12 protein-coding genes and 1 tRNA gene are annotated in these 15352 nt (G+C 53.7%); 6 read left to right on the forward strand and 7 right to left on the reverse strand.

Annotated elements, in window-relative coordinates; genetic code table 11:
• Positions 1–19 precede the first annotated feature (19 nt).
• From poxB to ACLD11_RS09555, 4 genes are all read right to left on the reverse strand, one after another.
• A complete protein-coding gene (gene poxB / locus ACLD11_RS09540; RefSeq protein ID WP_411011991.1) occupies positions 20–1738 on the reverse strand; it encodes a ubiquinone-dependent pyruvate dehydrogenase in 1719 nt (572 codons plus the stop codon).
• A gap of 157 nt (positions 1739–1895) precedes the next feature.
• Positions 1896–2864 (reverse strand): NADH oxidoreductase, encoded by a 969-nt coding sequence (gene hcr / locus ACLD11_RS09545; protein ID WP_000178698.1) that lies wholly within the window; start codon positions 2862–2864, stop codon positions 1896–1898.
• Positions 2865–2875: 11 nt separating this feature from the next.
• Positions 2876–4528, reverse strand: coding sequence for a hydroxylamine reductase (gene hcp / locus ACLD11_RS09550; RefSeq protein WP_411014832.1), 1653 nt, complete (start codon positions 4526–4528; stop codon positions 2876–2878).
• A gap of 143 nt (positions 4529–4671) precedes the next feature.
• Complete coding sequence (locus tag ACLD11_RS09555) at positions 4672–5571, reverse strand: lysine exporter LysO family protein (protein WP_079810956.1); 900 nt, start codon at positions 5569–5571, stop codon at positions 4672–4674.
• 200 nt (positions 5572–5771) lie between these two features.
• Here ACLD11_RS09555 and ACLD11_RS09560 point away from each other — a divergent pair, with 200 nt between their 5' ends.
• Positions 5772–7430 (forward strand): ATP-dependent endonuclease, encoded by a 1659-nt coding sequence (locus ACLD11_RS09560; RefSeq protein ID WP_183058628.1) that lies wholly within the window; start codon positions 5772–5774, stop codon positions 7428–7430.
• On the opposite strand, the gene ACLD11_RS09565 is transcribed toward ACLD11_RS09560, so the two are convergent.
• Positions 7427–8377 carry a VirK/YbjX family protein gene (locus ACLD11_RS09565; RefSeq protein WP_183058629.1) on the reverse strand — a complete coding sequence of 317 codons (951 nt, stop codon included), beginning with the start codon at positions 8375–8377 and terminating at the stop codon, positions 7427–7429. The two genes, ACLD11_RS09560 and ACLD11_RS09565, sit on opposite strands and share 4 nt — an antisense overlap.
• Before the next feature lie 145 nt (positions 8378–8522).
• On the opposite strand from ACLD11_RS09565, the gene macA reads away from it, so the two are divergent.
• Positions 8523–9641 carry a macrolide transporter subunit MacA gene (macA, locus tag ACLD11_RS09570; RefSeq protein WP_183058630.1) on the forward strand — a complete coding sequence of 373 codons (1119 nt, stop codon included), beginning with the start codon at positions 8523–8525 and terminating at the stop codon, positions 9639–9641.
• Positions 9638–11584, forward strand: coding sequence for a macrolide ABC transporter ATP-binding protein/permease MacB (gene macB, locus ACLD11_RS09575; RefSeq protein ID WP_411014833.1), 1947 nt, complete (start codon positions 9638–9640; stop codon positions 11582–11584). Before macA ends, macB begins: the two co-directional genes overlap by 4 nt.
• 129 nt (positions 11585–11713) lie before the next feature.
• Here macB and cspD read toward each other — a convergent pair whose 3' ends face one another.
• Positions 11714–11935 (reverse strand): cold shock-like protein CspD, encoded by a 222-nt coding sequence (gene cspD / locus ACLD11_RS09580; RefSeq protein ID WP_000447499.1) that lies wholly within the window; start codon positions 11933–11935, stop codon positions 11714–11716.
• 150 nt (positions 11936–12085) lie between these two features.
• Between cspD and ACLD11_RS09585 the strand changes: the two genes are divergently transcribed.
• The 3 genes from ACLD11_RS09585 (at position 12086) to clpA (ending at position 14886) form a co-directional block, all read left to right on the forward strand.
• Entirely contained in the window at positions 12086–12163 is a 78-nt protein-coding gene (locus ACLD11_RS09585) for a hypothetical protein (RefSeq protein WP_212742690.1), read from the forward strand.
• 95 nt (positions 12164–12258) lie between these two features.
• Positions 12259–12579, forward strand: coding sequence for an ATP-dependent Clp protease adapter ClpS (gene clpS, locus ACLD11_RS09590; protein WP_000520789.1), 321 nt, complete (start codon positions 12259–12261; stop codon positions 12577–12579).
• Positions 12580–12609: 30 nt separating this feature from the next.
• On the forward strand, positions 12610–14886 hold the full coding sequence (gene clpA / locus ACLD11_RS09595) for an ATP-dependent Clp protease ATP-binding subunit ClpA (RefSeq protein ID WP_169010945.1): 2277 nt from the start codon (positions 12610–12612) through the stop codon (positions 14884–14886).
• 377 nt (positions 14887–15263) lie between these two features.
• Here the strand turns inward: clpA and ACLD11_RS09600 are convergent.
• Positions 15264–15351, reverse strand: a tRNA-Ser gene (locus ACLD11_RS09600).
• Position 15352 lies beyond the last annotated feature (1 nt).

Below are 15352 nucleotides of genomic sequence, written 5' to 3' on the forward strand. Positions count from 1 at the left end.
AAAGGTGATGTGCATTGTTTTACCTTAGCCAGTTCGTTTTCGCCAGTTCGATCACTTCATCGCCGCGGCCGCTAATAATGGCGCGCAGCATGTACAGGCTAAATCCTTTCGCTTGTTCCAGTTTGATCTGCGGCGGGATCGCCAGCTCTTCTTTTGCCACGACCACGTCAACCAGTACCGGGCCGTCAATGGAAAACGCGCGCTGTAGCGCTCCGTCCACGTCTGCGGCTTTTTCCACGCGAATACCGGTAATGCCGCAGGCTTCGGCGATACGCGCGAAATTGGTGTCGTGCAGTTCGGTACCGTCGGTAAGGTAGCCGCCGGCTTTCATTTCCATCGCCACAAAGCCCAGCACGCTGTTATTAAAGACGACGATTTTTACCGGCAGATTCATCTGTACCACCGAGAGAAAATCGCCCATCAGCATACTGAAGCCGCCATCACCGCACATCGCGATAACCTGACGACCCGGCGCGGTGGCCTGAGCGCCGAGCGCCTGCGGCATGGCGTTGGCCATTGACCCGTGGTTAAACGAGCCCAGCAGGCGGCGCTTGCCGTTCATTTTTAGATAGCGGGCCGCCCAGACGGTCGGCGTGCCGACATCGCAGGTAAAAATAGCGTCGTCAGCGGCGAAATGACTAATTTGTTGCGCCAGATATTGCGGATGGATGGCTTTGTCGCTGAGTTTGGCTAAGTCATCAAGTCCCTTACGGGCGTCCCGATAGTGCTCCAGAGCTTTATCGAGGAATTTACGATTGCTTTTTTCTTCCACCAGCGGCAGCAGGGCGCGAAGCGTGGCTTTAATATCGCCCACCAGCGCCATGTCGACTTTGCTGTGCGCGCCAATACTGCCCGGGTTGATGTCAATCTGAATGATTTTGGCATCGCTCGGATAAAAGGCGCGGTAGGGGAACTGGGTGCCGAGCAGGATCAGCGTATCGGCGTTCATCATGGTGTGGAAGCCAGAAGAGAAGCCAATCAGGCCGGTCATTCCCACATCATAAGGGTTATCGTATTCAACGTGCTCTTTGCCGCGCAGGGCATGAACGATTGGCGCTTTTAGTTTTGCCGCCAACGCGACCAACTCCTCATGCGCGCCCGCGCAGCCGCTACCGCACATCAATGCGATATTGCTGGAGTAGCGCAGCAGTTGCGCCAGTTTTTTCAGCTCTTCCTCCGCCGGCGTGACGACGGGGAGCGGGGCATGGTACCAATGGGTGACGGCGTTTTCAGGCGCGGGTTTCAGTGCCACGTCACCCGGAAGTACGACCACGGAGACGCCGCGGTTTAGCACCGCTTTGCGCATGGCGATGGCGAGTACCTGCGGGATCTGCTCCGGGCTGGAAACCAACTCGCAATAGTGGCTGCATTCACGGAACAACTCCTGCGGGTGGGTCTCCTGGAAATAACCGCTGCCGATTTCACTGGATGGAATATGGGCGGCGATCGCCAGAACAGGGACGTGGTTACGGTGGCAATCAAACAGGCCATTGATCAGGTGCAGGTTGCCCGGTCCGCATGAACCGGCGCACACTGCCAGCTCGCCGGTAAGCTGCGCTTGTGCGCCGGCAGCGAAAGCAGCGACCTCTTCGTGGCGGGTTGGCATCCATTCAATGGTTCCCATACGATTAAGACTATCGCTCAGGCCGTTCAGGGAGTCGCCAGTGACGCCCCAGATTCGTTTTACGCCAGCCTGTTCCAGCGTTTTGGCGATAAAAGCGGCAACGGTTTGTTTCATGGTTCTCCATCTCCTTCAATGTGATAACGGTTACAAGTTTAGTTGAAGATGACGATGACGTTTTTCTTTGGCGGAGAGAAGGGCGAAAGGATGAAGCGAGTGGTAAATCGCCCGGTGGCGCTAACGCTTACCGGGCCTACGATGGAACGTTTACCGATTATGCGAGAACAAGATCGCCCTGTGGATGGCAGGAGCAGGCCAGTACGTAACCTTCGGCAATCTCCGCCTCGCTCAGCGTCATGGTGCTGCTCACCGTATAGTCGCCGGAAACGACTTTGGTTTTACAGCAGCCGCAAACACCTGCCCGACAGGCAGCGGCAACCGGTACTTTATTACTCTCCAGCGCCTCCAGCAGCGTCGTACCGATCGGGGCATAAAATTCCTGCGCTGGCTGTAGCTTGGTGAATTTCAGGCCGCTGGTTGCCGTTTCCGCCACCGGCGTGAAGAACTTCTCTTTAAAGAAGCGCGTTACGCCAAGCGCTTTCACTCCCTGTTCGACGAAATCCATATAGGGCGCCGGGCCGCAGGTCATGATGGTGCGCGATGCCAAATCCGGTACGCGCTGTAATAATTCCGTGGTCAGACGGCCCGCGACAAAACCTTCCGTGGCATGATTTTCCGCCACTAGCGTGACCGGATACTGTCGCCACTCGTCGGCAAAAATCACATCATCCGGCGAACGGACGTTAAAGATGACCTGCACATCGGCCTGCGGGCGGTATTTCGCCAGCCAGCGACGCATCGACATGATTGGCGTTACGCCACAACCGGCGGCGAGCAGCAGAAACTTATCTTCTGTTTTATCGTCACAGGTAAAATCGCCCATTGCATCAGACAGCCAGATGTAATCGCCGCGCTTGATGTCATGGGTCAACCACTGTGAACCCGTACCATCTTCAATCCGACGAACGGTCAGCGTGATATATTCACTGACGCCCGGCGTAGACGAAAGGGTGTAGGCGCGCAGCGTTTCCGCTGAATTACGCACGCTCACCAGCGCATACTGCCCGGCGCGGTAAGGGTAGTAGTCATGGCATAATAGCGCAATTGTCCATACATCCGGCGTCTCCTGACGGATGTGATGCACCTGCATTCGCCAGGGACATTGTGAGGTTGGCATCGTCATTATTGACCTCCTTACGCGCTCAGCAATTGCTTCATGTCTTCTTCAACGGTGGTCACGGAACGCAGACCGAACTTCTCGTTGAGGATAGCCAGCAAATCCGGCGTGAAGAAGCCCGGCGCGGTCGGCCCGGTGACAATATTTTTCACGCCTAATGACAGCAGCGTCAGCAGAATCACGATCGCTTTCTGCTCAAACCAGGAGAGTACCAGCGATAGCGGCAGATCGTTGACGCCGCAGCCCAGTTTTTCCGCCAGCGTCACCGCCAGGATAATCGCGGAGTAAGCATCGTTACACTGACCGGCATCGACCAGACGCGGCAGCCCTTCGATGTCGCCGAACTCCAGTTTGTTGAAACGGTATTTACCGCACGCCAGGGTCAGGATCAGGCAGTCATCCGGTACGCTGGTGGCGAAATCGGTAAAGTAGTTACGCTCGCCGCGCGCGCCGTCACAGCCGCCGACCAGGAAGATGTGGCGCAGTTTTTCACGGCTGACCAGATCGATGAGCGTATCGGCAGCGCCGAGCAGGGTCTGACGGCCAAAACCGACGGTGATGAGATGCGGAATTTCGCTATACGGGAAGCCCGCCATTTGCTGCGCCTGGGCAATGACCGGCCCGAAGTCATCGCCTTCAAGATGGCTAACGCCCGGCCAGCCGACGATGCTACGGGTCCAGATACGGTCGTCATAGCTGCCCACGGTCGGGTCGATAATGCAGTTAGAAGTCATCACGATTGGGCCAGGGAAGCGGGCGAACTCGACCTGCTGATTCTGCCAGCCGCTGCCGAAGTTACCGACCAGATGCTTGAATTTACGCAGTTCCGGATAGCCATGTGCGGGCAGCATTTCACCGTGAGTGTAGACGTTAACGCCGGTGCCTTCGGTCTGCTCCAGCAGGTTGTAGAGATCTTTCAGATCGTGACCGGAGATCAGAATGCACTTGCCTTCAGTCGCTTTGACGTTGACCTGAGTCGGCGTTGGGTGACCGTATTTGGTGGTTTCACCGGCGTCCAGGATGCTCATCACTTTGAAGTTCATCTGGCCGATTTCCATTGCGCACTCCAGCAGCGCGTTCATATCAGCAGGCCAGGTGCCGAGCCAGGCCATGATTTTGTGGTACTGCGCGTAAATGTCGTTGTCGTATTGACCGAGAACGTGCGCGTGTTCCATATACGCCGCCGCGCCTTTCAGACCGTACAGGCACAGCAGGCGCAGGCCGAGGATGTTCTCGCCAATGGCGGCTTTGTCTTTATTCGGGGTAAATTCCGCCGCCTGACGTTGCAGGTCGCCCAGATCGTCGCTGACCAGTTGCAGATCGGCCATCGGATTGTCGCAATGCGCATTAGCATCCACGCTCAGGCACTGCGCTTTCAACGCTTCACGCAAGGCAATCGCTTCACGGGCGTAGCCGACGATACGCGGAGAGTCGAAGTTTACGTTGGTCAGCGTGGAGAAAAACGCGCGCGGCGCAAAGTTATCAACGTCGTGATTAATGATGCCATATTCACGGGCCTTCACCGCCCAGGCAGACAAACCTTGCAAAGCCGCAATCAGCAGATCCTGCAGATCGGACGTTTCAGCTGTTTTACCGCACATTCCCTGCGCGTAGGAGCAGCCGTTTCCGGCTGGTGTACGGATGGTTTGTTCACATTGCACACAAAACATGGTCACACCTTTTAAAGTTATATTTGATATACATGTTTAAGGTTATGCCTGTGAACAAAGGGATAAAAGGGATTTCTGTCATAATGTGCATGGAGATTGATTTAGCGCAATTTTGGCGGCAGATGCCTACCGCCAGAGAGGTATCAGGCCGAGAAGAACGCCATTAAGAGGGGGACCAGCAGGCTGAGGATAAAGCCATGTACGATAGCCGCCGGAACAATCTCTACGCCGCCGGAGCGCTGTAATACCGGCAACGTAAAGTCCATTGAGGTCGCTCCGCACAGGCCCAACGCCGTTGAACGGCTGCGGCGAACCAGACCGGGAATAAGCATAATGGCCAAAAGTTCGCGGGCCAGATCGTTAAAAAATGCCGCGCTGCCGATAACCGGTCCAAACGACTCCGTCAGCAAAATACCGGAAAGAGAGTACCAGCCGAAACCTGACGCCATCGCCAGGGCGGTTTTTAGCGGTAAGTCCAGGATAAACGCATTAATCACGCCGCCCAGTAATGAGCTTGCCACGACAACGACCGCGACAATCATTCCCCGGCGGTTAAGCACAATTTGCTTTAAGGTCATGCCGCTATTTCGTAGCTGAATCCCCACCAGGAACAATAAAAAGATCAGCGTATATTCACTGGCTTCGGTGGCGTGCTGTAAAACAGAGAGTCCGCTCAGGCCGATAACAAACCCCAATACCACTACGCCGCACAGTTGCAGCGACTCCAGCGCCATGGCAATACGCGAAGGCAGTTTTTCCTGCTGATGATGGTGACGCCACGGGAGGATACGTTCCAGCCACAATAAGGCGGCGATATTACACAATAAAATAATCGTAATACTGACGGCGGAATAATGAAAAATCGCCACCAGATTACTGGCGAGGTTATCCAAAAACGCCAGGCTTATTCCCATAAAAAAGAGAATAAGATACACGATCCAGCTCAGTAGCCGGTTAATGAGTTGTAATGCGGCTTTATGTCGCAGTGGAATGAGATAGCCCACAATCAGTGGAACCAGAATGATTAAAAGTCCTGAAAACATGAACAGCCGGGCCCTTTTTTATTGTTTGAATTGCGTACATGACACTACCGAATTCCAGACTATCAGTAAAGCGACACCATCAGCCGTACATTTATCAGACAGTTGCCTCAGGCAAAGGGGGGAATATCACGCCAGGCGGAAGCATTTGCCGTTATACTGCGGTGAGTTTAATGGAGTGGTGACGCTTTTCTGGAGGAAGCATGATTCTCGAACGCGTTGAAATAGTGGGATTCCGCGGTATCAACCGACTGTCGTTGATGCTGGAACAAAACAACGTGCTGATTGGGGAAAACGCCTGGGGCAAATCCAGCCTGCTGGATGCGCTGACTCTGTTATTGTCGCCGGAACTCGATCTCTACCATTTTGTCCGTGAGGATTTCTGGTTTCCGCCTGGCGACATAAAAGGACGCGAGCATCACCTGCATATTATTCTGACTTTTCGCGAAACGCAGCCAGGGCGGCATCGGGTACGTCGTTATCGGGCGCTGGAAGCATGTTGGTCGCCTTGCGAGGATGATTTTCACCGTATTTTTTATCGGCTAGAGGGCGAATGCGGCGCCGATGGCAGCGTGATGACGCTGCGCAGTTTTCTTAATAGCGATGGGCAGCCATTGCCGGTGGAAAATATTAACGATCAGGTGCGCCACCTGGTTCGTCTGATGCCAGTGCTACGTTTGCGCGATGCGCGCTTTATGCGACGTATTCGCAACGGTACGGTGCCCAATGTGCCGGATGTTGAAGTCACGGCCCGACAGCTGGATTTTCTGGCGCGTGAGCTGGCGACCCGGCCGCAAAATTTAACCGACGGGCAGATTCGTCAGGGACTGTCCGCGATGGTGCAACTGCTTGAGCACTATTTTTCGGAGCAGGGCGCAGGGCTGGCGCGTCACCGACTCATGCGCCGGCGTTCGCAAAATGAGCAACGTAGCTGGCGCTATCTGGATATTATTAATCGGATGATCGACAAACCGGGCAGCCGGTCGCATCGGGTGATCCTGCTGGGGCTTTTCTCCACGCTGTTACAGGCGAAAGGGACGCTGCGGTTACATAAAGACGCGCGACCATTACTGCTGGTGGAAGATCCGGAAACCCGTTTACATCCCATTATGCTTTCAGTCGCCTGGCAATTGCTCAATCTGTTACCGCTACAGCGGATAGCGACAACCAACTCAGGCGAATTGCTCTCGCTAACGCCGGTGGAGCATGTCGTACGGCTGGTGCGCGAATCTTCCCGCGTCGCCGCCTGGCGTTTGGGTCCGGGCGGGTTAAGCGCGGAAGATGGACGGCGCATCGCCTTTCATATCCGCTTTAATCGCGCATCGTCGCTGTTTGCGCGTTGCTGGCTACTGGTGGAAGGCGAGACGGAAACCTGGGTTATTAATGAGCTGGCGCGTCAGTGTGGACATCATTTTGATGCGGAGGGCATTAAAGTCATTGAGTTTGCTCAGTCCGGCCTGAAACCGCTGGTGAAGTTCGCCCGCCGTATGGGAATCGAGTGGCATGTCCTGGTGGATGGCGACGAAGCGGGGAAAAAATATGCCGCGACGGTCCGCAGCCTGCTTAATAACGATCGCGAGGAAGAACGCGAACATCTCACGGCGCTGCCTGCGCTGGATATGGAACATTTTATGTATCGTCAGGGCTTTGCCGATGTTTTTCACCGGGTTGCGCAGCTTCCGCCTAATGTGCCGATGAATACCCGGAAAATTATCACTAAAGCTATCCACCGCTCGTCAAAGCCGGATTTGGCGATTGAAGTTGCGATGGAAGCCGGGCGGCGGGGAATTGACGCCGTGCCGCCGCTGTTCAGGAAGATGTTCTCGCGCGTGGTTTGGCTGGCGCGGGGCCGGGCGGATTAGCGTTTGAATGTGCCCGGAACCTGTTCGACGACGCTATCGAGTAAAGCATAGCGGCGGCGATACTCGGCCCGTTTTTTACTGGCGATCTCCGCTTCGCTTTTTCGGGCGATCGCCAGCGGTAGCGCATAGTAATTCCCTTTAATTCTTTCACCGCCTAACGATTCCCAAAACGCGTCATAGTCGGCATGCATTTGCGTCTTTTTATCCATGTATCGCCAGCTACGGTAAACGTGCGCATCGTTACTCACGGCTATAATCTGCTCTGCCTGAAAGACTTGCGCAAACTGACAGAGAGCCTCCATCACGATGCGTTTGGGAAAAAGACCATGGCAGGCTTTGGTCGCCTGCTGGATAATTTCGTGAGGGACGTCGTTTGCCGCGCCCTGTAATCCGCCGATAAATAGTGTGCATTGTTGGTTAAAGCGACACAGGGTAAATGTGATCTCTGCCAGAATACGTAACTGTGCGTCGCGAACAACAATAGTGCTTTCACCTTCTTTATCCAGTGAGACCAGACTGACTAAATCAAGTTGAAACAACTCGCCGATTTTAGTTTCAAATTTAGCAAGATTCAGGCCATACTGACTTAAATAGCTAACTTGTTGTTCCCGCGATAAAAGTTGGCGCATCTGTTGATAATGAAAACACAGAGCGTCTAAGGCGAAATCGCGTTTAATATTTACAGCCATATAAGGACGATGTAGTCGAATAGGCAAACGCGGCTGACGAGCAAGTAACGTATTTAACTCCGGCCATTGGGTGAGATTGGTCAGTAATTGGCTGGTCGCACGCGGCATGACTAATGAGCGGATTAAAAACTTGCGACGAAAGCTGGCTTTACGCCAGAATTTTCCTGGCTGTAATTGCCCGCGCGTCAGACGAATAAATAATTGTAAAGGAGAGATGTAATCTGAAGTGTACCAGGTATTATCTGTAAGCTGTGTCATGATCGTAATCCGCGACATAAGATTATCGAGATTGAACCACAGGAAACATTAACCAATCGTCAATACAGCCGACGCTATCTTTATGGCGTCAGGTTTGTTTAGATACGGTTTACTTTCTGGTTGAAATTTTGCCGTCAGGGTTTCTATGCGTGCTAAAGGAAAGAAATTTAAAAAGCGTTATCTGGTCATTATTTTAATTCTTTTAGTGGGGGGGATGGCTGGCTGGCGAATGTTAAATGCGCCGCTGCCAACTTATCAAACGTTAATCGTGCGGCCAGGCGATCTTGAACAGAGTGTACTGGCGACGGGAAAACTGGACGCGTTGCGTAAAGTTGATGTCGGCGCGCAGGTGAGCGGCCAGTTGAAAACGCTGCTGGTCTCCATTGGCGATAACGTTAAAAAAGATCAGCTACTCGGCGTGATTGATCCAGATCAGGCGGAGAACCAGATAAAAGAGGTCGAGGCCACCCTGATGGAGCTGAACGCGGAGCGTCAGCAGGCAGCCGCTGAGTTAAAGCTGGCGCGGGTTACGCTGGCGCGCCAGCAGCAGTTAGCTAAGACTCAGGCGGTATCGCAACAAGATCTGGATACCGCGGCGACGGAGATGGCGGTTAAACAGGCGCGTATTGGCACCATAGATGCCCAGATCAAACGTAATCGGGCCTCGTTGGACACCGCGAAAACCAACCTGGAATATACCCGTATTGTTGCCCCCATGGCGGGGGAAGTGACGCAAATCACTACCCTGCAAGGACAAACGGTGATTGCAGCTCAGCAGGCGCCCAATATTCTGACGCTGGCGGATATGAGCACCATGCTGGTAAAAGCGCAGGTCTCGGAAGCGGACGTGATCCATCTTCGGGCGGGGCAGAAAGCATGGTTCACCATTGCAGGCGATCCGCAAACGCGCTATGAAGGCGTTTTAAAAGATATTCTGCCGACGCCGGAAAAGAGCAACGACGCTATTTTTTATTACGCCCGGTTTGAAGTGCCGAACCCCAAAAGAATCTTGCGTCTTGATATGACCGCGCAGGTTTATATTCAACTCATGGATGTCAAAAATGTGCTGATTATTCCTCTCGCCGCGCTTGGCGAACCGGTGGGCGGCAATCGTTATAAAGTGGCGCTGTTGCGTAACGGCGAAAAACGTGAGCGCGAAGTGGTCATTGGCGAGCGTAACGATACAGACGTGGAAGTGATTAAAGGTCTGGAAGCGGGCGATGAGGTGATCATCGGCGAGAGCAGGCCAGGAGCGACGCCATGACGGCATTGCTTGAACTGCGCAATGTGATCCGCAGTTACCCCTCCGGAGAAGAGCAGGTGGCGGTGTTGAAAGATATCTCCCTGCAAATCCACGCCGGGGAGATGGTGGCGATTGTCGGCGTTTCCGGTTCTGGAAAATCAACGCTGATGAATATCCTCGGGTGCCTGGATAAACCGACCAGCGGCACTTATCGGGTGGCGGGGCGGGACGTCTCGACGCTGGACCCGGACGCGCTGGCGCAACTGCGGCGTGAGCATTTTGGCTTTATCTTTCAGCGCTACCATCTGTTGTCGCATTTAACGGCAGCGCAAAATGTTGAAGTCCCCGCCGTCTACGCCGGTATTGAACGCAAAAAACGCCAGGCGCGCGCCAGAGAGTTGCTTCTGCGGCTGGGATTAAGCGATCGCGTCGATTACCCACCTTCACAGCTCTCTGGCGGACAGCAGCAGCGTGTCAGTATTGCCCGCGCGCTGATGAACGGCGGACAAGTGATTCTGGCGGATGAGCCGACCGGCGCGCTGGATAGCCATTCCGGCGAAGAGGTGATGGCGATTTTGCGCCAACTGCGCGATCGCGGACATACGGTGATCATTGTGACGCACGATCCGCTGATTGCCGACCAGGCGGAGCGGATTATTGAAATTCACGATGGCAAGATTGTCCATAATCCGCCCGCACAGGAAAAGAAACGCGAACAGGGCGTTGACGCTGCCGCGGTTAATACGGCTTCCGGCTGGCGTCAATTTGCCAGCAGCTTTCGCGAAGCGCTGTCGATGGCGTGGTTAGCGATGGCCGCTAACAAAATGCGTACTTTACTGACCATGCTGGGAATTATTATCGGTATTGCGTCGGTAGTGTCGATTGTGGTGGTCGGCGACGCCGCAAAACAGATGGTACTGGCGGATATCCGCGCTATGGGCACTAACACGATTGATATTCATCCAGGCAAAGATTTTGGCGACGACAACCCGCAGTATCGACAGGTGCTGAAATATGACGATCTGGTCGCTATTCAGAAACAGCCGTGGGTTAACTCTGCGACGCCCAGCGTTTCAAAGAGCTTACGTCTTCGCTATGGCAATATTGATATTGCCGTAAATGCTAATGGCGTTAGTGGCGATTATTTTAACGTTTACGGCATGTCCTTTAGGGAGGGAAACACCTTCAATGCTGTACAGCAACAGGATCGCGCGCAGGTGGTGGTGCTGGATGCCAACACGCGACGCCAGCTATTTCCAAATAAAGCGAATGTCGTAGGGGAAGTGGTGCTGGTGGGTAATATGCCGGTTATTGTTATTGGCGTGGCGGAAGAGAAACCGTCCATGTACGGCAATAGCAATCTGTTGCAAGTTTGGTTGCCCTATAGCACGATGTCAGATCGCATAATGGGTCAGTCATGGCTTAACTCGATCACCGTTCGTGTGAAAGATGGTGTTGATAGCGATCAGGCTGATCAGCAGCTTACCCGCCTGCTCACCTTACGCCACGGTAAAAAAGACTTCTTCACCTGGAATATGGACAGCGTCCTGAAAACGGCTGAAAAAACTACCTATACTCTTCAGTTATTTCTGACGCTGGTGGCCGTCATTTCGCTGGTTGTCGGCGGCATCGGCGTTATGAATATTATGCTGGTTTCCGTCACCGAGCGAACACGTGAAATCGGCATCCGTATGGCGGTGGGCGCGCGCGCCAGCGATGTGCTACAGCAGTTTCTTATTGAAGCGGTGCTGGTTTGTCTGGTTGGGGGCGCGCTGGGGATTAGCTTGTCGATGTTCATCGCATTTATGCTACAGCTTTTCCTGCCCGGCTGGGAGATCGGTTTTTCACTGACTGCGCTGGCGAGCGCGTTTTTATGTTCGACGTTTACTGGGATACTGTTTGGCTGGCTACCGGCGAGAAACGCGGCGCGACTGGACCCGGTGGATGCGCTGGCAAGGGAGTAATCTTGCTGACGTCATTTGTCGGCCTGATAAGATGCAACAGTGTCGCCATCAGGCACTGGCGTTAAATAAAAATGCCAGCCGATCGGGCTGGCATTTTGCCTCCTGGATGTACACAATGAGACAGAGGAGCTATGCAACGGCCTCTGCTTCGATGGGCACGATGACGCTGGCGTGATTGCCTTTTGGCCCCTGGTGTACATCAAACCGGACAGACTGTCCGGCTTTAAGCGTTCTGTAACCATCCATTTGAATGGTGGAGTAATGGGCGAAAATATCCTCGCCGCCGCCTTCAGGGCAGATGAAACCAAACCCTTTGGCATTGTTGAACCACTTTACAGTACCCGTTTCCATGCTTCGACATCCTTCGTAAATCTTATATAAGTAAGATGGAATGAACCGGTGACGGAGTGGGGGCTGTTCAAAACCTCACCAACTCTCGACATTACAATTTAGAGAAATCAGGCGAGGCGTCAAGCATCAGGCAGGGGGGATCGGGTAAAAATGAATCAAAAATTTGAAGCAGTTAACGCTATTGCCGGGAATGTGACAGATGTCGCGGATGGTACTGATAGATGTTAGTTATCTATCAATTGAGGTAGATTGATTGTGTGCATAGACTCTGGTCAGCGGCAGATTTTCCTGCCGACAACCGTAACCGATAATGACGACTGACAATGGGTAAGACGAACGATTGGCTGGATTTTGACCAGTTGGTGGAAGATAGCGTGCGCGACGCGCTAAAACCGCCATCTATGTATAAAGTGATATTAGTCAATGATGACTACACTCCGATGGAGTTTGTTATTGACGTGTTACAAAAATTCTTTTCTTATGATGTAGAACGTGCAACGCAATTGATGCTTGCAGTTCACTATCAAGGCAAAGCCATCTGCGGCGTGTTCACCGCCGAGGTGGCGGAAACCAAAGTGGCGATGGTGAACAAGTATGCAAGGGAGAACGAGCATCCGTTGCTGTGTACGCTGGAAAAAGCCTGAATGCAGGTATAAAAATTGGGGGAGGTGCCTATGCTCAATCAAGAACTGGAACTCAGTTTAAACATGGCTTTCGCCAGAGCGCGCGAGCACCGTCATGAGTTTATGACCGTCGAGCATCTGTTGCTGGCGCTGCTCAGCAACCCATCGGCTCGCGAAGCGCTGGAAGCATGCTCCGTGGATCTGGTGGCGCTCCGTCAGGAACTCGAAGCCTTCATTGAACAAACCACACCCGTACTGCCTGCCAGTGAAGAAGAGCGTGATACGCAGCCGACGTTAAGTTTCCAGCGTGTCCTGCAACGTGCCGTCTTCCATGTTCAGTCCTCCGGGCGTAGTGAAGTGACTGGCGCGAATGTGCTGGTGGCTATCTTTAGCGAACAGGAATCACAGGCGGCTTATCTGCTGCGTAAGCATGAAGTGAGCCGTCTGGATATCGTGAACTTTATTTCTCACGGGACGCGAAAAGACGAACCGAGCCAATCTTCCGATCTCGGCAATCAGCCAACTGGCGACGAACAAGCTGGCGGGGAGGAACGTATGGAAAACTTTACGACGAATCTTAACCAACTTGCTCGCGTGGGCGGCATCGATCCGCTGATTGGTCGTGAAAAAGAACTGGAACGCGCGATCCAGGTCTTGTGTCGTCGCCGTAAAAATAACCCGCTGCTGGTGGGGGAGTCCGGCGTCGGCAAAACGGCGATTGCTGAAGGGCTGGCCTGGCGTATCGTGCAGGGCGATGTGCCGGAAGTGATGGCCGATTGCACCCTCTACTCGCTGGATATCGGTTCTCTGCTGGCGGGCACCAAATACCGCGGCGATTTTGAAAAACGGTTTAAGGCGTTGCTGAAACAGCTTGAGCAGGATACCAACAGCATCCTGTTTATCGATGAAATCCATACCATTATCGGCGCTGGCGCGGCGTCGGGCGGACAGGTGGATGCGGCAAATCTGATTAAACCGCTGCTTTCCAGCGGCAAGATCCGGGTGATCGGCTCAACGACCTATCAGGAATTCAGCAATATTTTTGAGAAAGACCGCGCATTAGCGCGTCGTTTCCAGAAAATTGATATTACCGAGCCTTCGGTGGAAGAGACGGTGCAAATTATCAACGGCTTGAAACCTAAGTACGAAGCGCACCACGACGTGCGTTATACCGCGAAAGCGGTGCGTGCGGCGGTCGAGCTGGCGGTAAAATATATCAATGACCGCCATCTGCCGGATAAAGCCATTGACGTGATTGACGAAGCGGGCGCGCGGGCGCGTCTGATGCCGGTGAGCAAACGTAAGAAAACGGTCAACGTGGCGGATATTGAGTCCGTAGTGGCGCGAATTGCGCGAATTCCTGAAAAGAGCGTCTCGCAGAGCGATCGCGATACGCTGAAGAACCTGGGCGATCGTCTGAAAATGCTGGTCTTCGGCCAGGATAACGCGATTGAGGCGCTGACCGAAGCTATTAAGATGAGTCGTGCCGGTCTGGGCCATGAGCATAAACCTGTCGGCTCATTCCTGTTCGCCGGGCCAACTGGCGTAGGGAAAACTGAAGTTACGGTACAGCTTTCAAAAGCGCTGGGTATTGAGCTGTTGCGCTTCGATATGTCCGAATATATGGAGCGTCATACGGTGAGCCGTTTGATCGGCGCGCCTCCGGGATACGTCGGTTTTGACCAGGGCGGGCTGCTGACGGATGCGGTGATTAAGCATCCTCATGCGGTGCTGTTGCTGGATGAGATCGAAAAAGCGCACCCGGATGTCTTTAACCTGCTGCTGCAGGTGATGGATAACGGTACGCTGACCGATAACAACGGTCGTAAGGCGGATTTCCGCAACGTGGTGCTGGTGATGACCACCAACGCCGGCGTGCGAGAAACCGAACGTAAATCTATTGGTCTTATTCATCAGGACAACAGTACCGATGCGATGGGCGAGATCAAGAAAGTGTTTACGCCGGAGTTCCGTAACCGTCTCGACAATATTATTTGGTTCGATCATCTGTCTGGCGAGGTGATTCATCAGGTTGTCGATAAGTTTATCGTCGAGTTGCAGGCTCAGTTGGATCAGAAAGGCGTCTCCCTGGAGGTCAGTCAGGAAGCGCGCGACTGGCTGGCGGAAAAGGGCTATGACCGGGCGATGGGGGCACGACCGATGGCGCGTGTGATTCAGGACAACCTGAAAAAACCGCTGGCCAATGAGTTGCTGTTTGGATCGCTGGTTGACGGCGGACAGGTCACCGTCGCGCTGGATAAAGAGAAAAATGCATTGACGTATGGCTTCCAGAGTGCGCAAAAGCACAAGCCGGAAGCCGCGCATTAATCTTCGTTTCACTGCCGTACAAACCGGGCCTTAGCGCCCGGTTTTTTTATGCCGGCTAATAGTTATCCTGATGGCGTTGTGCTCGCGGTAGGCGGATAAGGCGCTTGTAAATTGCGTCATCATCCGGTAATCGACGGGGGGGTAATGCGAAAAAAAAGCCCGTACTTTCGTACGAGCTCTTTCTTGAATATGGCGGTGAGGGGGGGATTGACTCGCTTTGCTCGCCCCTTCGGGGCAGCCCGTTCGCTGTGCGCCCGGTCTGTCCAACTGGCTGCGCCAGTTGTCGAACCCCGGTCGGTGGTTCTCATCCCCCCTTAGTTTGGGGGATACATATAAGCAAAAAGCCCGTACTTCTGTACAGGCTCTCAACTTAAATATGGCGGTGAGGGGGGGATTCGAACCCCCGATACGTTGCCGTATACACACTTTCCAGGCGTGCTCCTTCAGCCACTCGGACACCTCACCA

Source organism: Salmonella sp. 741265116_PST, assembly GCF_046567715.1.
GTDB lineage: Bacteria > Pseudomonadota > Gammaproteobacteria > Enterobacterales > Enterobacteriaceae > Salmonella > Salmonella enterica.